Raw genomic sequence first — 20,298 nt, forward strand, 5'->3', positions numbered from 1 at the left:
AGTCGTGGACGTACGTCCCACCCTGAGCACGACCACCCTGGAAAACGGAGAAAGACGCATGCAAGACACCGAGAATCGGCGCCCTCCGGCGCACGTCGGTTGGCGCTGGGCCCTGATCGGACTGGCGGTCGCCGGCTCCGCCGTCGCTTTTGGTTACGTCGGCGGCTGGCTGGCACCGGAGCGCCTGTCGCCGAAGAAGATCGTCGATTCCCTCGAGGCCAACGGCGGCGCGCACCCCGGATACCGTCGCAACCATGCCAAGGGCATATGCGTCGGCGGCTATTTCGAGGGCAACGGCGCGCTGCAGAGTTTTTCCAGTTCGGCCGTCTTCGCGAAGGAAAGGACGCCGGTCGTCGGGCGGCTGGCCATTCCCGGCGGAAATCCCTACGCGGCGGACAGCTCGGTGCCCATCCGCAGTTTCGCGCTGCGCTTCGATCTTGCCGATGGCGAGCAGTGGCGCACCGGCATGAACGCGATGCCGGTCTTCCCGGTCTCGACCCCGCAGGCGTTCTACGACCTTCAGGTCGCCACCCATCCCGATCCGAAGACCGGCAAGCCGGATCCGGCGAAGGCCGGTGCGTTTTTCGGATCGCACCCGGAGACAGGTGCCTTTCTGGGCTGGGCGAAGACGGCAAAGCCGCCGGCCAGCTACGCCACGGAGACCTACCAGAGCATCAACGCGTTCTACCTGCGCGACTCTGCGGGTGAGCGCCGTGCCGTGCGCTGGAAGATGGTGCCGGAGACGCCGGAGACCGGCGACGGCTCGCCAGCGGCGGGCGACACCGACTATCTTGCCGCCGATCTTTCGAAGCGGCTTGCGGCAGGTCCCCTCCGCTGGCATCTGATCATGACGTTCGCCAGCGACGGCGATCCCATCGACGACGCCGCGAAAGCCTGGCCGGATGACCGCAAATCGGTGGATGCGGGCACGCTGGTGATCGACAGCTGGCAGGATCAGGCGACCGGTCCATGCCGCGACGTGAATTACGATCCCACGATCCTGCCGAAGGGCATCGAGACATCGAACGATCCGCTGCTGGCGGCACGTTCCGCGGCGTACGCCGATTCATACCTGCGTCGAACCAGCGAAGAAGGTCATCTTCCCGGTGCCGCCCGTCCCAAGGAGGCCAAGTGATGAGCCGCGAACAGACGTTCCACCCCTTCGCACGCGCCTTGCACTGGCTGATGTCGATCATGGTGCTGTCGATGCTTTTCATCGGCGCGGGCATGGTGAGTACCGTGGCCGAAAAGCACGACTGGCTGCTGGCGATCCACCGTCCGTTGGGCATCGTGATCTTCGTGCTGGCACTGATCCGGCTTGCCTTCCGACTGACGCATCCCGCCCCACCGCTGCCGGCGGATCTGCCTCTGTGGCAGAAGCTGGCCGCACATGGCTCGCACGTGCTGCTCTACGCCCTCATGATCGCGATGCCGCTGATCGGCTGGGGCATGCTTTCGGCGGGTAACTATCCGGTGACGATGTTCGCTGGCGTGCACCTGCCGAAGATCCTGCCGACCGACCCCGCCCTGTTCGCGTGGTTGCGCGAGTCGCACCGGTATCTGGCCTGGTTGTTCTTCCTGACCTTCCTTGCGCACATGGGTGCGGCGCTCATGCACGGCCTGATTCGCCGCGATGGCGTGCTGCAGAGCATGACCGGGGGCAAGGCCCCCCGCTGACGCGGGCGCGCCCGGCCTGGGTAAGAGCGAGCCCTGCTCGCGATGGGGGCTCGCCGCGACGTGGGTCGCGAGCGGGCCTCGCTCCTACGCCGTTTACGGCAGAATGGGGTATGCGTCTCTCGGTCATTGCCATCGTTGTTCTAGCCACACTCACCGGCTGCCGCTCGCTCGGTTACTACGCGCATGTCGCGCATGGTCAGGCGTCGCTGCTCGCCGGACGACGGCCGATCGCGAACGTGCTGCGCGATCCGAAAACACCGGAGAAAACACGCCACCGCCTGGAACTCGCCAGCGAGGCCCGGCGGTTCGCCTCGGCGAGCCTCGGCTTGCCCGACAATCGCAGCTACACGTATTTCGTCCAGCTCGATCGTCCGTGGGTGGCCTGGAACGTCTTCGCCGCGCCGGAACTGTCCGTTGCACCTGTCACGCATTGTTTTCCGATTGCAGGCTGCGTCGCGTACCGGGGGTACTTCCGCAAGGATCTTGCGGACCGGGAGGCGGCCAGGCTGAAGACGGCGGGGGACGACGTGGCGCTGGGTGAGGTCCCCGCGTATTCCACACTGGGCTGGTTCGCCGATCCGATCATCAGCAGCATGCTTTACTGGGATGACGATACCCTCGCGGGTACGATCTTCCATGAGCTGGCTCATCAGAAGTTCTACGTGAAGGACGATTCGTCGTTCAACGAATCGTATGCGAGCTTCGTCGAAGAGGAAGGTGTGCGTGAGTGGCACACCGCGCGGGGGCTACCGCCGCCGGACGAGAAGGATGGCGAGCTCGACGGCTCTTTTACGGCCCGTGTTCTTGCGCTGCGCGACCGGCTCGGCTCGATCTATGCGACGCAGGACAGCGACGAGACGAAGCGTGTCGCCAAGGCGGAAGCTTTCGAGGTGTTTCGTGGCGACTATGTCCAGTGGCGGGCGACGGTCGCGGGCGGCGATCGCCGGTATGACCGATGGATGGCGAAGCCGCTCAATAATGCCGCGCTGTTGCCGTTTGGGCTTTATGACACGTGGAAACCATCGTTCGCCGCGCTGTTCGAGCGATGCGGGCGAAAGTGGCCGGTCTTCTTTGCGAGGGTGAAGGAGCTCGGGAAGAAGGCGCCGGCTGAGCGGACGCGTGAACTCGAGGCGTTGAAGTCGTCAGCACGCTGACGCGGGCAGGGTTCGCTCCCGACGACGGAGCCAACCCTGCTCGCGATGGATCGGCGGCGACTTACCCGGCAAACGCCGGATAATCCGTATAACCCTCCGCACCGCCCCCATAGAGCGTCTTCGGGTTCGGCTTGGCCAGCGGGTGCCCTTCACGCAACCGGTCGACCAGGTCCGGGTTGGCGATAAACGGACGTCCGAACGCCACCAGGTCGGCGTGCCCGCTGCGCACCGCATCGACGGCCATGGCACGGTCGTAACCGTTGTTGACCATCCAGGTTCCGCCGTGCCGGACGCGGAAGGCGTCGTAGTCGAACGGAAGGACGTCGCGAGGGCCGCCCGTGGCGCCTTCGATCACATGGGTGTAAGCCAGATGCCGTGTTTTCAGGTCGTCGATCACCGCATTGAACAGCTTCGTCGGCTCGGAGTCAGCGATGTCGTTTGCCGGCGTCGTCGGCGAGATGCGGATGCCCGTACGGCCGCTGCCTGCCACGCCGATGACGGCATCCAGGACGGCGCGGAGGAAACGTAGACGATTGGGGATACTGCCGCCCCAGGCATCGTCGCGACGATTGGTCTTGTCGCGCAGGAACTGATCGATCAGGTAACCATTGGCGGCGTGCACTTCGACGCCGTCGAACCCGGCGTCGAGAGCGAGTTCGGTCGCGCGGCGGTAGTCATTGACGATCAGCGGAATCTCACCGGCCGTGAGCGCTCGCGGCGCGGAGACCTGTTCCATCCCGTGGGCCGTGAAGGTCTTGCCGTCGGCGCGAATCGCCGAAGGTGCGACCGGCGCTTTACCGCCGGGTTGAAGGCTGGTGTGTGAAATGCGGCCGACATGCCACAGCTGAAGGACGATTTTTCCTCCGCGGGCGTGCACGGCGTCGGTAACGCGCTTCCAGCCGCGGACCTGCGCGCTGTTGTAGATACCCGGCGTATCGAGGTAGCCCTGACCCTGCGGTGAAATCTGCGTCGCCTCGGATACGATGAGCCCGGCGGTGCTGCGCTGGGCGTAATATTCGACCGCGAGTGCACGCGGCACGCGATCCGGACCCGATCGGTCGCGGGTCAACGGCGCCATGACGATACGGTTGGCGAGTTCGATGTCGCCAGCACGAAAGGGCTGGAAAAGCACGTTCTGGTCGGTCATGTATGCTCCTTCGAGGTATATCAACCCCTCAGCGTTCGCGAGAGGAAACACAGCGTTCGGGATTGGCCGTCCAGACGGCTACACCGCGTTGTATCGTGATTCATTGCCCTTGCCTGGCACGTCTCATGTCCTTGTTCACATCGTGGTTCCGCGTCCGCTTCTGGAAGCGGGTAGCGGCGGGTTTCGTCCTCGGCGCGCTGGCCGGCTGGCTCATCGGGCCCGACGCAGCGACGTGGTTCGGCCCGCTCGGCACGCTCTATGTCACGTTGATCAAGATGATCGCCGTGCCTCTGGTGTTCTTCGCCGTACTACACAGCGTGTCGAGCCTGCACGGCGTGAAGGATGTCGCTGCATTGGGTGGACGCACGTTCGCGTGGTTCGCCGCGACGGCGAGTCTGGCGGTGTTCGTGGGATTACTCGTTGCGCATGTCCTGCAGCCGGGACTCGGTGTCGAAGGTCTGACGACGCCGACCGGCTGGCATCCGAAGGACGTGCCCGAGCCAGTGAAGGTGCTGCTCGACATCGTGCCTGCGAACCCGTTCAAGGCCCTGAGCGAAGGGAAAATTCTGCAGGTCATCTTCTTCGCCGGCCTGCTTGGCCTTGCGCTCGTGAAGATCGGCGACAAGTCGGCCCGGTTGCGGGCCCTGGCAGGCGAGGCGAACGACGCGATGATCCAGGTCACGCGCTTCGTGCTCGAGGTGACGCCGATCGGCACTTTCGGTCTTATCGCCGCGCTGGTGGGAAGTTATGGGTTCGAGAAGCTGCTGCCCCTGGCGACCTTCGTCGGCGCGCTGTATCTCGCCTGCGCGCTGCAGATCGTCTTCGTCTACGGTGGCCTGTTGCTGACGCACGGCCTCAATCCGGTGAAATTTTTCCGTGCCGCATTTCCGGCGATGCAGGTGGCCTTCACCTCGTCGTCGAGCTTCGCCGCCATGCCCATCGCGCTGCGTAGCGTGGTGCGCAACATGGGCGTGAAGGAGGAATACGCCGCATTCGCGGTGCCGCTAGGCGCGAGCATCAAGATGGATGGGTGCGGAGCGATTTACCCGGCGATCTCGGCGGTTTTCATCGCGCAGTATTTCCATCTCGACCTGCAGCCCGCGCAGTACGTGGTGATCCTGCTGGCCTCGGTGCTGGGTTCATTCGGCACGGCGGGGGTGCCAGGTACGGCGACGGTCATGGTGACGCTGGTGCTGAGTTCGGCCGGCTTGCCACTGGAGGGCATCGGCTACCTGGTCGCCATCGATCGCATTCTGGACATGATGCGTACGATGACCAACGTGACCGGGCAGATGGTGGTGCCGGTGCTCGTGGCTCGGGAGCGCGGGATTCTCGATCTCGAGGTTTATCACCGGGCGTCGAGCGAGTTGATCGTGGAGGGGAGGCCGGTGGCGTGACGCCGTCGCTCAGGGCGCGGCCTTTTTCCCCGCCATATGCTTCAGATACGCCACCAGATCGTCCAGGTCGGCATCCGAGAGTGCATTCGATGACCAACGTGACCGGGCAGATGGTGGTGCCGGTGCTCGTGGCTCGGGAGCGCGGGATTCTCGATCTCGAGGTTTATCACCGGGCGTCGAGCGAGTTGATCGTGGAGGGGAGGCCGGTGGCGTGACGCCGTCGCTCAGGGCGCGGCCTTTTTCCCCGCCATATGCTTCAGATACGCCACCAGATCGTCCAGGTCGGCATCCGAGAGTGCATTGCGGTCGAACCCCGGCATCTTCGCCTGCGGCCAGTGACGCAGGTCCTGCGGGTTGCGGACGAGTACGCGGAACAGGTCGTCGCGCAGGTATTCGGTCGGGCTGTGCGGGACATTCAGATCCGGCCCGAGTTTCGCGTCGCCCTGGCCATTGAGCGTGTGGCAGGTGATGCAGTCGCGCTGGAACACCGCGAACCCTCGCATCACCGGATCGCTGGTGGCAAGGCCGGGCGCCGGGCGCATCTTCGGGAACCGGGACGCCGGGTCCGCCAGCACGCGGATGGTCGCCACCTGATAGGGCCACTGCTCGGAGCCGACGTGGCCCGCCTCCGGATGCAGCCAGACCAGGTAGAACGGGCCAGCGCCCGGCTTGTCGGGGCCCAGCTTTGGCCAGGGCGCGTCGGCAGGCTCGATCGCCAGCCAGGCCTCGGCGCGAGCCTGCAGCGCCAGCGCCGCGGGAATCTCGGCCGCGAAGCCGTCCAGGGCGACGAACTGGAGATGCGCCGCGGGATCCACCCCGCCCAGCAGGGCCTTCAGCGGTATGGCCCGATAATGCATGGTCGCGTGGTACGACACGTCGCCAGGCACGTCGATGGCGCGCACGTCGGGCCGGGCCAGCAGCTGCTCCGTGGTGATCCGCTGAGGCCCCTTGCCCGTGTCCAGGGTCAGCGTGGCCGCCTGAGTGAGCGAGGCGGTGAGGAGCAGGGCGAGACCGATGAAAGCGCGCACGGGGAATCCTTGGCGGTTGTACCCTCGGATTATCCCCTCATCGTCCCCACCTCGGGGGATCGACCCGATCACGGATTCACCATGGCCGACACCACCGTTCCCCGCTTCTTCGAACAGTTCCCGATGCAGAAGGTGGTCGATACCGCCCTCGACGCCGAGCTGGCGACCGACGACAACCGCATCGCGATCCTGTTCCTGTGGGGGCGCGATTGTCCCAACTGCGACATCGCCAAGCGACAGATGCTGCTTACGCCCGAAAGCTTCAGCTGGCCGCAGGTGCGCTGGCTGCACGATAACGTGTATGACGATCCGACGATGGCCACGCGTTTCGGGCTGCATGGCATCCCGGCGTTCTTCCTCTTCCATCGCGGCCGCAAGCTGGGACGGATTACGTCGTGGCCCGGTACGGAAGCCTTCGTGGACGCGGTCGACAAGCAGATCGGGCTGACCGGGGCGAGCGCATGATCATCACCTCGCTGCTGGACACCGACCTCTACAAGTTCACGATGATGCAGGTGGTGCTGCATCAGTACCCGGCGGCTCAGGTGGAATATCGCTTTCGCTGCCGCACGCCGGGCGTCGATCTGGTCCCGCTGATCGGTCGTATCCGCGAGGAGCTCGATGGCCTGTGCGCGCTGCGATTCACCGACGCGGAACTGGATTATCTGCGTGGTCTGCGCTTCATCGAGAGCGACTTCGTCGACTTCCTGGGTCTCTTCCACCTCAACGCCAAGTATGTGTCGATCGCGCCCTCGGCGGAGGCCCATGGCGAGATCGACATCGTGATCGAGGGCCCGTGGTTGCACACGATCATGTTCGAGGTGCCGCTGCTGGCGATCGTGAACGAGCTGTACTACCGCGCGACACAGCCGGACATCGATCTGACGGAGGGCAGGGCGCGCCTGGAGGCGAAGATCGCGCTGCTGCGCGACACCCCGGGCTTCGAGCGCGTACGCATCGCCGACTACGGCACCCGTCGTCGGTTCTCGCAGGCATGGCATGACGAGATGCTGGCGACGCTCGCCAGGGGGCTGGGTCCGCAACTGGCGGGTACGAGCAATGTGTGGCTGGCGATGCGGCAGGGTCTGGTACCCATCGGCAGCATGGCGCACGAATACCTGCAGGCGTTTCAGTCGCTGGGACCGCGTCTGCGCGACTCGCAGACCGCCGCGCTCGAGGCGTGGGCCCGCGAATACCGCGGCGATCTCGGCATCGCGCTATCCGACGTCTACGGACTGGAGGCGTTCCTGCGTGACTTCGACATGTATTTCTGCAAGCTGTTCGACGGTGCGCGCCACGACTCCGGGGACCCCTTCGTATGGGGCGACCGCGTACTGGCTCATTACGTGGCGAACCGTGTGGACCCGCGGACCAAGACGCTCGTCTTCAGCGACAGCCTGGACATTCCGCGTGTGATGGACCTCTACCGTCATTTCGACGGTCGCTGTCTGCTGTCGTTCGGCGTCGGCACCAACCTCACGAACGACGTGGGGCCGGCGCCGATCAACATCGTCATCAAGATGACCCGATGCAACGGTCAGCCCGTGGCGAAGATTTCAGACTCGCCGGGCAAGAACATGAGCGACGACCTGGAGTACGTCGCTTACCTGCGCAAGGTGTTCGACATGCCGGTTCAGAACGCCGGCAGCACGGCGCCGCCGTAGTTCTTCTCGATGAAGGCCTTCACCTCGGGCGAGGTGAGGGCCGCGGCGAGCTTCTGCACGCGCGGATCGTCCTTGTTGTCGGCACGGCTGACCAGGAAGTTCACGTACGGCGAGTTCTTGTCCTCGATCAGCAGTGCGTCCTTGACCGGGTTGAGCTTGGCGGCCAGCGCGTAGTTGGTGTTGATCAGGGCGAGGTCGACCTGGTCGAGCACGCGCGGCAGCATGGCGGCCTCCAGCTCGCGGAATTTCAGGTGCTTCGGGTTCTCGACCACGTCTTTCAGCGTGGCGAGGCGATCGTCGGGATTCTTCAGCTTGACCAGGCCGTGCCCGGCCAGAAGCAGCAGCGCGCGGCTGTTGTTGCTCGGGTCATTGGGGATGACGACATCGGCGCCGTCCGGCAGCTGGTCGATCGAGGTGAACTTCTTCGAGTACGCGCCGAAAGGTTCGATATGCACGCCCACCACCTTGACCAGATTGGTACCGCGCTCTTTATTGAAAGCGTCGAGATACGGCTCGGTCTGGAAGAAGTTGGCGTCGATCTGCTTCTGCGCGACCTGCATGTTCGGCTGGACGTAATCGGTGAACACCTTGATCTCGATGTTCACACCCTGCCGGGCCAGCAGAGGCTTGATCTCCTTGAGGATCTCCGCATGCGGCACGGGTGTGGCCGCGATGGTGAGCGTCGCCGAAGGATCCGCCTTGCCGCCGTCCGTGCTGCCTGAACAGCCCGCGACGAAAACGGCGAGGGCGGCGGTAAGGGGCAGCAGGTACTTCTTCATGATGGACGTCCGTGGCGGATGGTGCGGTGCGCCAGCATAGACGTCCATACCGCCGTATGCAAAGAACGACTCAGCGGCGGGTATAGCGGAGCACCAGACGGTCGCCCAGCGACTGCAGAATCTGCACCAGCACCACGAGCAGGGCCACCGTGACCAGCATGTAGTCGGGTTTGTAGCCGTTATAGCCGTACTGATAGGCCAGGGCGCCCAGACCACCCGCGCCCACGATACCGCCCATCGCGGTATAGCCGACCAGGGCCACGGCGGTGACCGTCGTCGCGGCGATCAGCCCCGGACGTGCCTCGGGCAGAAGTACGCGCGTGACGATCTGGATCGTCGTGGCGCCCATGGCCTGGCTGGCTTCGATAACGCCGCGCTCCACTTCGCGCAGCGCGGTTTCCACGAGACGGGCGAAGAACGGTGCGGCGCCGATCACCAGCGGCACGATGGCGCCACGGATGCCGATGCTGACGCCCGTGATCGCCTGAGTCAGCGGGATCAGCAGGATCATCAGGATGATGAAGGGGATCGAGCGCAGGACATTCACCACCAGCGACAGCGCCGAGTACAGTTTTGGCCGGGCGTGGAGCTGGCCGCGGGCGCTCAGGAACAGCCAGATACCCAGTGGCAGCCCCAGCACCAGCGTGAACAGCAGGGAGCCGCCCAGCATCAGCAGGGTGTCGACGCAGGCCTGGCCGATTTCCGGCCAGTCGATGTTGGGAAACAGGGTCTGCATGGGGCTCATCGGGCCACCTCCTCGATGTCGACGCCCGCGGCGCGGATCTGCGCCAGCGCGTCCTCCAGGCGTTCGCCGTTCATGGCCAGGGTGAGCTGGCCGTAAGGTGTGTCCTTGATCCGGTCGACGCGGCCGGAGAGCAGGTTGTATTCGATGCCGGTATCGCGCACCACGCGAGAGAGCAGGGGCGAGTAGGTCGCGTCGCCACGGAACGAGAGTCGGAACAGGCGCCCGTCGACACCCGGAAATTCCGGGCCACGGCCTTCACGATGGTCGGCTTCCGCGACGAAGCGTCGTGTGGTGGGATGCTGCGGATGCAGGAAGACATCGGCGACGTCGCCGACTTCTACGACGCGTCCCGCATCGAGCACCGCGACGCGGTCGCACACGCGACGGATCACATCCATCTCGTGTGTGATCAGTACGACGGTCAGGTTGAGGCGACGGTTGATATCGGCTAGCAGTTCCAGCACGGATGCCGTGGTCTGCGGGTCGAGCGCGCTGGTCGCTTCGTCGCAAAGCAGGATGGATGGCTTGCTGGCCAGCGCGCGCGCGATGCCGACGCGCTGCTTCTGGCCACCGGAAAGCTGTGCGGGGAATTTCCGCGCATGTGCGGTGAGACCCACCAGCGAAAGCAGTTCGTCGACGCGTGCGGCGATCTCGGCGTCGCTCATGCCACCGTGCAGGCGCAGCGGGAACGCGACGTTGTCCGCCACCGTCCGCGACGACAGCAGATTGAAGTGCTGGAAGATCATGCCGATGCCCGCGCGAAGGCGACGCAGGTCGGCACCCTCGGCGTGCGTGACGTCACGGTCCTCGATGAAGACCTGGCCGGCGGTGGGCCGTTCGAGCAGGTTGATCAGGCGCAGCATGGTGGATTTGCCGGCGCCGGAATGACCGATGATGCCGAACACCTCGCCGCGCTCGATGGTGAGATCGACGGGCTCGAGCGCGGGGACGAGCGCTCCCTCGACACGATAGGACTTGGAAGCGGCGGCAAAACGGATCACGGGGCGTCAGGCTCCAGCCGGAAAGACGTCCATGGTAGCCCAAGCCAGCCCATGGCCGGAGCGGCCGGCGTAGACTTGGCGGGTCCATTCCCTTTCAAGGAAAGCCCGCATGACCAGCATCTATGATTTTTCGGCCCGCGATATCGACGGCAACGAGCGGTCGCTGGCGGAGTTCAAAGGCAAGGCCTTGCTGGTCGTCAACGTGGCTTCGAAGTGCGGCTTCACGCCGCAGTACAAGGGCCTGGAGTCCCTGCAGAAGGAATACGCCGCGCGCGGCTTCGAGGTCCTGGGTTTTCCGTGCGATCAGTTCGGTCATCAGGAGCCCGGCGACGAAGCCGAGATCCGCAACTTCTGCTCGCTGACCTATGACGTCAGCTTTCCGATGTTCGCCAAGGTCGAAGTCAACGGTGAGCATGCGCATCCGCTCTATCGGTGGCTGAAGGCGGAGAAAAAGGGCTTGCTGGGGACCGAAGGCATCAAATGGAACTTCACCAAGTTTCTGGTGAATCGCGAGGGGCAGGTGGTCGAGCGCTACGCGCCGACCGATACGCCGGAGAAGATCGGGAAGGATCTGCCCAACGTGCTGGGCTGAGACGGCCGGCCGACGGGCATCGCTAACGGCATTCGCTTTCGCCGGGTCACGGTGCAAAGGTGCGAGCCGGTTCCCAAGCCGGTCACGGATTGCCCTCGGCCTCCGCCAGCATCACCGCAACCGCATCGACCTCGGACGAGACCGGAGGTACTGTCTCCGCGCTACGCGGCGGTGCCCGGTAGTTGTTGAGCATGATGGCGAAGGCCAGCCGCTTTCCGCTTCGGGTCGTGACGTAGCCGGCCAGCGTGTTGACGAAGCTCATGCTCCCGGTCTTCGCCTGTACGTTGGCTTCAGCCGCCGTCCCGCGCATGCGGTTGACGAGCGTGCCGTCGACCCCTGCGACGGGCAGCAGATCGCGCCATGCGGCAGCCTGAGGAGATCTGTCCATGACGGTCAGGAGTCGCACCAGCGAAGCGGGCGTGGTCAGGTCGTGGCGGGAGAGACCGGTGCCTTCGTCGAGCGTGGTGGAGGACGGGCCTATGGCTTTGGTGGATAGCCACTGGGTGAGTGCTTCGGCGGCGAGGTCTTCTTTGGGGACTGTGGCAAGGTTGTTTCGCCAGCAGGGCTGGCTCCTACCTGAGCCGGGGCCATCGGGCGAGTTGGCGAGGGAAGTCTGAGCGCTACAGGCTTCCGCGGTTTCCAGCCCGGTGAGCAGGAAGACGCTCTGCAGGTAGAGGTTCTGCGAACGTTTCAGGCCTGTGCGAAGGATGTCGCCGAGGGTCGGCGACGGGACGCTTGCGATGGTTTCGCCCGTGGGTGCGGCGACCGGCCAGTGGACGCTTCGTGCCTCGCCATCGACACGGATGCCTTGCCTGATCAGCGCGGCTTGCAGGCGCCGCGCCGCGCTGAGCGCCGGGTCGGGCAGGGACAGGCGGATGCGCTTCGTGGCGCCGCCCTCGGCGACGCCGCCGAGCACGTGAACCGTCGACGAGCCCGGCGCCCGGTAAAGCTCCAGGCCGTCCCGTGTCTGGGCGGCGACGGTGACGGCCGCGTCGGCGGGTGCGACGTCCACACCGCTTTGCGAGAGGGCGACCGTCATCGTGTTTTCGTCGACGTCCAGCCCACCCGCCGCCGCGCCGTACGCCGTCTGAAGGTCGGATGCTTCCCAGCCCGATCCGATCGCGGGCCCCGAGAAAGCGGTGTCGTCGCCGATCACCGCGCCATCCACGCGGCGGATCCCGCGTTCGCCGATCCGGGCCGCCAGTCGCTCGGCCCATTCGTCGCCGGACAGGGTCGGGTCGCCCCGACCGCGCAGGACGAGTGAGCCGTGCAGGCGCCCGCGTGCGATCGAGCCTGCGGCGAGGACATCGGTATGCGTGCGGTAATCCGCCCCAAGGCGATCCAGAGTGAACGCTGCCGTGTAGAGCTTGGCCGTCGACGCGGGCAGCAGCAGGCGCCCTTCGTCGTGCGCGTACACGGTATGCCCGTCCTCCAGCGAGACCACCGCGATGCCCCACGATGCCGCGGCGAAGCGTGGCTGGGCGATATGGGCGTCGATCCGCTCGGTGAGGCTTTCCGCCGCGATGCAGGGGGCGGCGGCCAGCAGGATGGTCGCGATGCCGTAACGGATCAGCGCAACCAAGACGGAGATGCCTTGTCGAGGAAGGCGGACAGTCCGTCCTGCCCCTCGGCGGAAACGCGCAGTTTCGCAATGAGTGCCGCGTTGACCGCGTCGGTCTTCTCCATAGCTTCCGGCGACTGACCGCCCATGCTCAGGGCGAGGCTCTTCGCCTCACGCTGCGCGGCGGGGCCACCCTTGCTCAGCGAGCCGACAAGCCGGTCCACCGCGCCGTCAAGGTCGTTGCCCGGGACGACCTCATGCACGAGCCCGTGCGCCAGGGCGGCGGCGCTGTCGAAGATCTCGCCGGTCAGGAACAGACGACGCGACTGGCGCAGGCCGATCGCCGCGACGACATACGGCGAGATCACCGCGGGGACGAGTCCGAGCTTCACCTCGGACAGGGCGAAGCGTGCGCCCTCGACCGCCACGGCGATGTCGCAGCAGGCGATCAGACCCACGCCGCCGCCGAACGCCGCGCCGTTGATCCGCGCGATGGTCGGCTTCGAAAGAAACTGCAGTCGGCGCATGAGCGTCGCCAGCCGCAGCGAGTCGGCGAGATTGTCCGCCTCGCTGGCGGCCGCCATGCCGCGCATCCAGTGGAGGTCGGCACCGGCGGAGAAGCTCGCTCCGGCGCCGGTCAGCACGACGGCACGCACGCTGTCGTCGCGGTCGAGCTCGTCGATCGCGGCGGTCAGGTCCGCGATCAGACCGTCGTCGAACGCGTTATGCACCTCGGGCCGGTTCATGACGAGCCGGGCGGTGCTGCCTTCGCGGGTGAGTTCGACAGCTGACATGGGCGTTCTCCGGGGACTGAGGCGCAAGATCATAAACGCCTGACTCCCGATCCTGCGCATTGTGCAGCCTTCGCGCTAAAGGCATACAATGCGAACAGTTCTTATTTGAGTAATCCCAGTGCGCCTCTCCGACGCGCCGAAAGGTGCCAAAGCCGTGGTCCAGTCCGTCACCGATGCCCATCCCGCCGATCCCATCGCCCAGCGCCTGCGCGACCTGGGCTTCGTGTCCGGCGAGCCGGTGCGCCTCGTGGCACGGGGCCCCCTCGGTGGAGATCCGCTGTTGATCCAGATCGGTTCGACCCGTTTCGCCTTGCGCCGCACCGAAGCCGAGCGCGTGATGATCGCCATGGACGGTGCCGCATGAGCGCTTCCGCGATGCGCATCGCCCTCGTGGGCAACCCCAACTGCGGCAAGACGGCGCTGTTCAACCAGCTCACCGGCGGCCGGCAGAAGGTGGCCAACTACGCCGGTGTGACCGTCGAGCGCAAGGAGGGGCGCTTCGTCGCACCGTCCGGTCGCACGCTGCATATCCTCGATCTGCCCGGCACGTACAGCTTCGATGCGACCAGCCCCGACGAGGCGATCACGCGCGACGTCTGCTATGGCCGTTATCCCGGTGAAGCGCCGCCGGATCTGATCGTCTGCGTGGCCGATGCCACCAACCTGCGCCTGCACCTGCGTTTCGTGCTCGAAGTGCGCCGTCTGGGTCGCCCCGTGGTGCTCGCACTCAACATGATGGACGCGGCGCGCCGTCGCGGCATGGTCATCGACGTCGACGCGCTCTCACGTCGGCTCGGCGTGCCCGTGGTCGAAACGGTCGCGATCAGGCGTGGTGGTGCGCAGGCCCTGATCCAGCGCATCGATACCTCGGTGCCGGCGATCGAGCCGGCCGACATCGACAACGCCGGGATCGAGCAACTGCATGCCGAAGTGCGGTCCATTCTCGCCGACACGGTCACGTTGCCGCGGGATACCGCCGCCGTCGACGACGCGATCGATCGCTGGGTGCTGCACCCGGTATTCGGACTGCTGATTCTCGCCGGCCTGATGTTCATGATCTTCCAGGCGGTGTTCTCCTGGGCGCAGCCGGTCATGGATGGCATCCAGGCGGGCATCGCCGCGCTGGGCACGGCGGTCACGGGTTTCCTCCCCGGGGACAGCGCATTGCACAGCCTGCTCAACGACGGTCTGTTCGCGGGTCTGGGCGCGGTGCTCGTGTTCCTGCCGCAGATCCTGATCCTGTTTCTCTTCATCCTCGTGCTGGAAGAATCGGGTTATCTGCCGCGCGCGGCCTTCCTTCTCGACCGCATGATGTTCCGCGTCGGCCTGACGGGCAGGGCGTTCATTCCGCTGCTGTCGAGCTTCGCCTGCGCGATTCCCGGCATCATGGCCACGCGCAGTATTCAGGATCCGCGCGATCGCCTGACCACGATCCTGGTCGCGCCGCTGATGACCTGCTCGGCCCGTCTGCCGGTGTATACGCTGCTGATCGCCGCGTTCATCCCCGACCGGACGGTGTGGGGCATCTTCAACCTGCAGGGCGTGGTGCTTTTCACGCTGTACTTCGCGGGTATCTTCAGCGCCTTGCTGGTCGCCTTCGTGATCAAGCGACTGCGCAAGGATCGCAGCGAGCACGCGCTGATCATGGAGTTGCCGTCCTACCGCCTGCCCAACGTGCGAGACATCGGCCTGGGTCTGTGGGAGCGCGCGCTGATCTTCCTCAAGCGCGTCGGCGGCATCATCCTCGCGCTCACCGTGTTGCTGTGGTTTCTCTCCAGTTTCCCCGGACCGCCGGAAGGAGCCACGGGGCCCGCCATCGATTACAGCCTGGCCGGCCGCCTCGGCAGGCTGCTGGAATACGTGTTCGCGCCGATCGGCTTCAACTGGCAGATCTGCATCGCGCTGGTGCCCGGCCTTGCCGCGCGCGAAGTGGCGGTGGCGGCACTCGGCACGGTGTATGCCATGTCGGGAAGCGACGATGCGGTCGCCTCGCAGCTCGGGCCCGTGATCGCGCACTCGTGGTCGCTGGCCACGGCGTTGTCGTTGCTCGCGTGGTACGTGTTCGCGCCGCAGTGCATGTCGACGCTGGCGGTCATCCGCCGCGAAACCAATTCCTGGCGCAACGTGGCGGTGGCCGCGGGCTATCTGTTCGGCCTGGCATATCTCGCTTCGCTCGCCACTTACCAGATCGCGAGGGCGCTTTCATGAGCACGTTCGAACTGTTTCAGGGCTTCGTTATCGGCGTGGCTGTCGCGGTCGCGGCGTATGTGGCGTTCCGGAAGCTGCTGCCGAAGACGTCGACGCGGGTGCTGGCGCGGGTGTCGGCATGGCTCAATCGCGACGGCAGGCCGGTGATGGTCCGGTCGCTGGGAAAGCGTGTGCAACCTGCCGCGGCGACCGGAAGTTGCGGGGACGGGTGCGGGTCGTGTGGGAGCTGTGGGCCTGTGGCGCCGAAGAGTGCGGCGCAGCCGCTGGAGTTCCGGCCGCGCGGCTGATCACCTTGCCATGAGCGTCGACGATGGCTGTCAATCTTCGTGCGGCGCTTCCGTGGCGGCCTTCGCCACGCGCTTGCGGCGCAGTGTCCACCAGCTCACTGAAAGATTGACGGTAAACCATGCGCCGATCAGAGCCAGCGGCCATGCGATCACCGCGGGCCAGAGGATGGCGACGAGGGTCAGCACCGCCGCCGCGATGAAGCCTGCCAGCAACGGCCCGGTTTCGGTATCGCCCAGCACGCGATGCTGCGAGATGGCCGCGCCCACGGTATTGGCGATGCGCAGGGCCCCCGCGGCGGCGCGGCTCGAACTTCCACCACCGTGACGCGGCCTGGGCGGGTGCGGGGCACGGCTGCGGACGCGCTCGTTTCCGGAGCGGCGGCGCCTGGGATGCAGCAGGATCTCGGTCGCGTTCTCCAGGTCCTTCTCGTACTGCGCCTCCAGTTGCGTCGCGAAGCCGACGTCCTCGATAGCCACGTCGATCTCGCGGTTGCTCAGCCAGCTGGCGATGTTGAGATTGGATGAGCCCACGCGTGCCCAGCGGCCATCGGCCACGGCCGTCTTGGCGTGCAGCATCGTGCCGTTCCATTCGAAGACGCGGATGCCCGCCTTCAGCAGGGGGCGGTAGCCCGACCGCGACATCCCGGCGACCATGGGAATGTCGCTGGTGCCGGGCACGAGCAGCCTGACGTCGACACCGTCGCGAGCGGCGGCGGAGAGGGCCTGCACATAGGGCGCCACGCCGACGAAATAGGCGTCGGTGAGCCACAGCGTCTTCGTCGCCATCGCCGCGACCATCTGATCGAGGCGATACATGCCGGCCGTGCTGGGCTGTGTCGCGATGACGCGCAAGGACACCTCGCCGGCGTGGGTGGCGCCGGCGACAGGCGACAGCCGGGGGTCGTCGGGTAGCGGTTCGCCGGCTTCACGCCAGCTGTCCGCGAAGGCCTGTTCGATCTCGGCGACGGCGGGACCGCGCAGGGCGACGCCGGTGTCGCGCCACGGCGGCACGTCGTTGGCGGGGTCGCCCAGCCATTTTTCGCTGAGACAGACGCCGGACAGGAAGCCGACTTCGCCGTCGACCACCAGAACCTTGCGATGGTCGCGGCTGATCCAGCCGAACGAGCTGCCCAGCTGTGGCGGGTTATAGATCCGTACCTGTCCGCCGGCTTCACGCAGGGCCGCCCAGAACGACGAGCGTGACTGGCCGAGACAGCCGCCCCAGTCGCCGATCACCGCGACGAAGACGCCGGCCTTCGCGCGTTCGACCAGCGCGTCGCGGAAAGCCTGGCCGATCCGGTCGTCGCGGATGATGTAGTTCTCGAGGAAGACATGGCGCTTCGCGTTGGCGATGGCCTTGAGCCAGGCGTCGAAGTGAGCCTGGGCATCGATCAGCAGCTCGACGGCGTTCCCCCCGATGAGGGGCGCGCCGGCGCTGCGGCTGAGGGCCTGTTCGGCGAAGAGGCGGCTCGAGAAGCCGTGGGTGCGGTGACGTGCGTTCATGGGGGGCGAGTTTATCGGGCCGGAGGATGAGCAGGGGGTGAGGCGGGTCGAATGGCCGACCGGGAAGGGCGCTCACCGCCGGGTTGCCGCAGCCAGTCGGATTCCAGTCACACCATTGCGCTAAAATGCCCCGCTATGACCGAAGACCTTCTCAGCCGCCCGCGTCCCGCGGAAGCCGGCGCCCGCCGTCCCAGCACCGGTGTTTCCGTCGATCGTATCCGGGTCGGCGGCGGCGCGCCCATCGTCGTCCAGTCGATGACCAACACGGACACCGAGGATGCCGTGTCCACGACCAGGCAGGTCGCGGAACTGGCCCGGGCCGGCTCCGAAATGGTCCGGATCACCGTGAACACGCCGGCCGCGGCCGCGGCCGTGCCGCGGATTCGCGAACGGCTTGACATGATGGGCGTGTCGGTCCCGCTGATCGGCGACTTCCATTACAACGGTCACCAGCTGCTCGAAGGCGAGCCGGCCTGTGCCGAGGCCCTGGCCAAGTACCGTATCAATCCGGGCAACGTCGGCTTCGGAAAGAAGAAGGACGCCCAGTTCGCTTCGATCATCCAGATGGCGATCCGCTACGACAAACCGGTCCGCATCGGCGCGAACTGGGGTTCGCTCGACCAGAGCATGGTCGCGGCGCTGATGGACGAGAACGCCGGCCGCGCCGATCCCTGGGACGCCGGCCATGTCGCCCGTGAGGCGCTGATCCGCTCCGCGCTGGATTCCGCCGCCCGCGCCGAGGACCTCGGCCTGTCCCGCGACCGCATCATCCTGTCGTGCAAGGTCTCCGGCGTGCAGGAGCTGATCGCCGTCTATCGCGATCTCGCCCGCCGCGGCGATTACGCCCTGCACCTGGGCCTGACCGAGGCCGGCATGGGCTCGAAGGGGATCACCGCGTCCAGCGCCGCGCTGGGCGTGCTCCTGCAGGAAGGCATCGGCGACACCATCCGTATCTCGCTGACGCCCGAACCGGGCCAGTCGCGTACCGCCGAAGTCATCGTCGCGCAGGAACTCCTGCAGACGATGGGCCTGCGCGCGTTCACGCCGCTGGTCACCGCGTGTCCGGGCTGCGGCCGGACCACGAGCGAATTTTTCCAGGAACTGGCGAAGACCGTGCAGGCGCATGTGCGCGAGCAGATGCCCGTGTGGCGCGTGAAGTACGACGGCGTCGAAAACCTCACCCTCGCCGTGATGGGTTGCATCGTCAACGGTCCCGGCGAATCCAAGCACGCCAATATCGGTATTTCGCTGCCAGGTAACGGCGAAGCTCCGTCCGCGCCGGTGTTCATCGACGGTGAAAAGGCCATGACCCTGCGCGGCGAACACATCGCCGACGAGTTCGTGGCCATCCTCGACAACTACGTCGAAACGCACTACGCCAGCCGCGGCGACTGACCCGTCACGCGTTGAATGCGGGGCCGCCGTCATGATATCGGGCGGTTCCCTGCAGGAGATGACGCATGACCTCTACCGTTCCGGTCCTCGACCTCAACGACGGCAACAAGGCACCGCAGCTGGGCTTCGGTGTCTTCCAGATTCCCGACGGCGAGACCGCCGACGCCGTATCCGCCGCGCTGGCGGCCGGTTATCGCTCGATCGATACCGCAGCCATCTATAAGAACGAAGCCGGCGTACGCCAGGGCATCGAACGCTTCGGCGTCGCCCGCGGCGATATCTTCCTGACCACCAAGCTCTGGAACTCGGAGCAGGGCTTTGATGCCACGCTCAAGGCCTTCGATGCGAGCATCGCGAAGCTCGGCACCGACTACGTCGACATGTATCTGATCCACTGGCCGACGCCGAAGCACGATCGCTACGTCGATACCTGGAAGGCGTTCATCCGTCTGCGCGAAGAAGGCCGCATCCGCTCGATCGGCGTGTCCAATTTCCAGCCCGCGCACCTGGAGCGCATCGTGAAGGAAACCGGTGTGGCGCCGGTGGTTAACCAGATCGAACTGCATCCCGATTTCGCGCAGAGCGATGTCGTCGCGGCGAACGCGAAGCACAACGTCATCACCGAGGCGTGGAGCCCGCTGGGTCAGGGCGGCGACTTGCTGAAGAACGAGACCCTCGTCTCGATCGGCAAGACGCACGGCAAGTCACCGGCCCAGGTCGTGCTGCGCTGGCACGTGCAGCTCGGCCATATGGTGATTCCGAAGTCGGCGACGCCGGAGCGCATCAAGTCGAACATCGACGTGTTCGACTTCGAACTGTCGGCCGATGAAATGAAGGCCATCGCCGCGCTCGATGCAGGTAAGCGCATGGGCCCGGATCCCGACGAACTGAACTGAGCTTCAGTCCATCGTGACGTCGATCTCCAGCGGATAGGGGGTCGGCGTCTTCGGCGGTTTTGGCAGGGTCCAGGTGGCGAACTGCCCGGCAAAGCAGGTCGCCACCGTCGACTTCGGCCGTACGTCGACATCGCTGCTGCGCCCGTCCGCGGCCACGCGGGCCACCAGGGTGAAGGGGCGGCGGTCGGCCGCCGGCATATTGCTGGCGATGCAGCCCTTCAGCGCGTCCGTCGCGGGATTGCCGATGCTGTCCCACAGTCTGCCCTGCCAGATTTTCCCCTCGGCGTTGTTTTCGAGCATCTTCGCGGTGTGGACACGCGCGTCGAAGGCGTTGTCGGTGGCCAGGGCGAGGGCAAGGGCAAGCAGCATTCCAGGTCTCCGAAGCAGGATCGTGGAAGCCTAACAGGGACGCGCGGGCTTCACACCGGAGGGGTTAGCGTGGATCTGTCACGCGCCGCTGTTGGCGCATC

The 20,298-nt window shown here is 65.9% G+C and carries 22 protein-coding genes; 13 read left to right on the plus strand and 9 right to left on the minus strand.

What is annotated here, in order from left to right; genetic code table 11:
- The first annotated feature begins 58 nt into the window (after positions 1 to 58).
- The 3 genes from FA87_RS08175 to FA87_RS08185 all read left to right on the plus strand — a co-directional run bounded on the left by FA87_RS08175 (position 59) and on the right by FA87_RS08185 (position 2,831).
- Entirely contained in the window at positions 59 to 1,135 is a 1,077-nt protein-coding gene (locus FA87_RS08175) for a catalase family peroxidase (protein ID WP_043693716.1), read from the plus strand.
- On the plus strand, positions 1,135 to 1,677 hold the full coding sequence (locus FA87_RS08180) for a cytochrome b/b6 domain-containing protein (protein WP_043693719.1): 543 nt from the start codon (positions 1,135 to 1,137) through the stop codon (positions 1,675 to 1,677). The genes FA87_RS08175 and FA87_RS08180 overlap by 1 nt, the downstream gene beginning before the upstream one ends.
- 110 nt (positions 1,678 to 1,787) lie before the next feature.
- Positions 1,788 to 2,831, plus strand: a complete 1,044-nt coding sequence (locus FA87_RS08185; RefSeq protein WP_052191215.1) for an aminopeptidase — start codon at positions 1,788 to 1,790, stop codon at positions 2,829 to 2,831.
- 61 nt (positions 2,832 to 2,892) lie between these two features.
- Here FA87_RS08185 and FA87_RS08190 read toward each other — a convergent pair whose 3' ends face one another.
- Complete coding sequence (locus FA87_RS08190) at positions 2,893 to 3,978, minus strand: alkene reductase (RefSeq protein ID WP_043693722.1); 1,086 nt, start codon at positions 3,976 to 3,978, stop codon at positions 2,893 to 2,895.
- 125 nt (positions 3,979 to 4,103) lie between these two features.
- Here FA87_RS08190 and FA87_RS08195 point away from each other — a divergent pair, with 125 nt between their 5' ends.
- Positions 4,104 to 5,375: a dicarboxylate/amino acid:cation symporter gene (locus FA87_RS08195; protein WP_043693725.1), complete on the plus strand. Its 1,272-nt coding sequence runs from the start codon at positions 4,104 to 4,106 to the stop codon at positions 5,373 to 5,375.
- 89 nt (positions 5,376 to 5,464) lie between these two features.
- Complete coding sequence (locus FA87_RS21290; protein WP_275041270.1) at positions 5,465 to 5,590, plus strand: hypothetical protein; 126 nt, start codon at positions 5,465 to 5,467, stop codon at positions 5,588 to 5,590.
- 9 nt (positions 5,591 to 5,599) lie between these two features.
- Here FA87_RS21290 and FA87_RS08200 read toward each other — a convergent pair whose 3' ends face one another.
- A complete protein-coding gene (locus FA87_RS08200; protein ID WP_043693728.1) occupies positions 5,600 to 6,403 on the minus strand; it encodes a cytochrome c in 804 nt (267 codons plus the stop codon).
- Between the two features lie 81 nt (positions 6,404 to 6,484).
- Here FA87_RS08200 and FA87_RS21125 point away from each other — a divergent pair, with 81 nt between their 5' ends.
- Together FA87_RS21125 and pncB are read left to right on the plus strand one after the other, a co-directional pair.
- Positions 6,485 to 6,868 (plus strand): thioredoxin family protein, encoded by a 384-nt coding sequence (locus FA87_RS21125; protein ID WP_036113597.1) that lies wholly within the window; start codon positions 6,485 to 6,487, stop codon positions 6,866 to 6,868.
- Positions 6,865 to 8,067: a nicotinate phosphoribosyltransferase gene (gene pncB, locus FA87_RS08210; protein WP_036113594.1), complete on the plus strand. Its 1,203-nt coding sequence runs from the start codon at positions 6,865 to 6,867 to the stop codon at positions 8,065 to 8,067. The genes FA87_RS21125 and pncB overlap by 4 nt, the downstream gene beginning before the upstream one ends.
- Here the strand turns inward: pncB and FA87_RS08215 are convergent.
- From FA87_RS08215 to FA87_RS08225, 3 genes are all read right to left on the minus strand, one after another.
- On the minus strand, positions 8,037 to 8,846 hold the full coding sequence (locus FA87_RS08215) for a MetQ/NlpA family ABC transporter substrate-binding protein (RefSeq protein ID WP_043693731.1): 810 nt from the start codon (positions 8,844 to 8,846) through the stop codon (positions 8,037 to 8,039). The genes pncB and FA87_RS08215 overlap by 31 nt on opposite strands.
- A gap of 70 nt (positions 8,847 to 8,916) precedes the next feature.
- Positions 8,917 to 9,591 carry a methionine ABC transporter permease gene (locus tag FA87_RS08220; RefSeq protein WP_036113583.1) on the minus strand — a complete coding sequence of 225 codons (675 nt, stop codon included), beginning with the start codon at positions 9,589 to 9,591 and terminating at the stop codon, positions 8,917 to 8,919.
- Positions 9,588 to 10,592, minus strand: coding sequence for a methionine ABC transporter ATP-binding protein (locus tag FA87_RS08225; RefSeq protein WP_043693734.1), 1,005 nt, complete (start codon positions 10,590 to 10,592; stop codon positions 9,588 to 9,590). The genes FA87_RS08220 and FA87_RS08225 overlap by 4 nt, the downstream gene beginning before the upstream one ends.
- Before the next feature lie 109 nt (positions 10,593 to 10,701).
- Here FA87_RS08225 and FA87_RS08230 point away from each other — a divergent pair, with 109 nt between their 5' ends.
- Entirely contained in the window at positions 10,702 to 11,184 is a 483-nt protein-coding gene (locus tag FA87_RS08230; protein ID WP_043693737.1) for a glutathione peroxidase, read from the plus strand.
- 82 nt (positions 11,185 to 11,266) lie between these two features.
- Here FA87_RS08230 and dacB read toward each other — a convergent pair whose 3' ends face one another.
- Positions 11,267 to 12,766, minus strand: coding sequence for a D-alanyl-D-alanine carboxypeptidase/D-alanyl-D-alanine-endopeptidase (dacB, locus tag FA87_RS08235; protein ID WP_052191216.1), 1,500 nt, complete (start codon positions 12,764 to 12,766; stop codon positions 11,267 to 11,269).
- Positions 12,754 to 13,539: an enoyl-CoA hydratase/isomerase family protein gene (locus tag FA87_RS08240; RefSeq protein ID WP_043693739.1), complete on the minus strand. Its 786-nt coding sequence runs from the start codon at positions 13,537 to 13,539 to the stop codon at positions 12,754 to 12,756. The genes dacB and FA87_RS08240 overlap by 13 nt, the downstream gene beginning before the upstream one ends.
- A 118-nt stretch (positions 13,540 to 13,657) precedes the next feature.
- Between FA87_RS08240 and FA87_RS08245 the strand changes: the two genes are divergently transcribed.
- The 3 genes from FA87_RS08245 to FA87_RS08255 are packed head-to-tail and all read left to right on the plus strand — an operon-like array spanning position 13,658 to position 16,034.
- Entirely contained in the window at positions 13,658 to 13,903 is a 246-nt protein-coding gene (locus tag FA87_RS08245; RefSeq protein ID WP_043693742.1) for a FeoA family protein, read from the plus strand.
- Positions 13,900 to 15,747: a ferrous iron transport protein B gene (feoB, locus tag FA87_RS08250; RefSeq protein ID WP_043693745.1), complete on the plus strand. Its 1,848-nt coding sequence runs from the start codon at positions 13,900 to 13,902 to the stop codon at positions 15,745 to 15,747. The genes FA87_RS08245 and feoB overlap by 4 nt, the downstream gene beginning before the upstream one ends.
- Entirely contained in the window at positions 15,744 to 16,034 is a 291-nt protein-coding gene (locus FA87_RS08255) for a DUF6587 family protein (protein WP_043693748.1), read from the plus strand. The genes feoB and FA87_RS08255 overlap by 4 nt, the downstream gene beginning before the upstream one ends.
- Before the next feature lie 30 nt (positions 16,035 to 16,064).
- Here FA87_RS08255 and FA87_RS08260 read toward each other — a convergent pair whose 3' ends face one another.
- Entirely contained in the window at positions 16,065 to 17,537 is a 1,473-nt protein-coding gene (locus FA87_RS08260) for a phospholipase D-like domain-containing protein (RefSeq protein ID WP_036113569.1), read from the minus strand.
- Positions 17,538 to 17,672: 135 nt separating this feature from the next.
- Here FA87_RS08260 and ispG point away from each other — a divergent pair, with 135 nt between their 5' ends.
- Both ispG and FA87_RS08270 read left to right on the plus strand, forming a co-directional pair.
- On the plus strand, positions 17,673 to 18,932 hold the full coding sequence (gene ispG, locus FA87_RS08265; protein ID WP_036113567.1) for a flavodoxin-dependent (E)-4-hydroxy-3-methylbut-2-enyl-diphosphate synthase: 1,260 nt from the start codon (positions 17,673 to 17,675) through the stop codon (positions 18,930 to 18,932).
- Between the two features lie 65 nt (positions 18,933 to 18,997).
- Positions 18,998 to 19,828: an aldo/keto reductase gene (locus FA87_RS08270; protein ID WP_043693751.1), complete on the plus strand. Its 831-nt coding sequence runs from the start codon at positions 18,998 to 19,000 to the stop codon at positions 19,826 to 19,828.
- A gap of 3 nt (positions 19,829 to 19,831) precedes the next feature.
- On the opposite strand, the gene FA87_RS08275 is transcribed toward FA87_RS08270, so the two are convergent.
- Positions 19,832 to 20,197 carry a hypothetical protein gene (locus FA87_RS08275; protein ID WP_043693752.1) on the minus strand — a complete coding sequence of 122 codons (366 nt, stop codon included), beginning with the start codon at positions 20,195 to 20,197 and terminating at the stop codon, positions 19,832 to 19,834.
- Positions 20,198 to 20,298: the final 101 nt, after the last annotated feature.

It is taken from the genome of Luteibacter sp. 9133, from assembly GCF_000800155.1.
GTDB lineage: Bacteria > Pseudomonadota > Gammaproteobacteria > Xanthomonadales > Rhodanobacteraceae > Luteibacter > Luteibacter mycovicinus.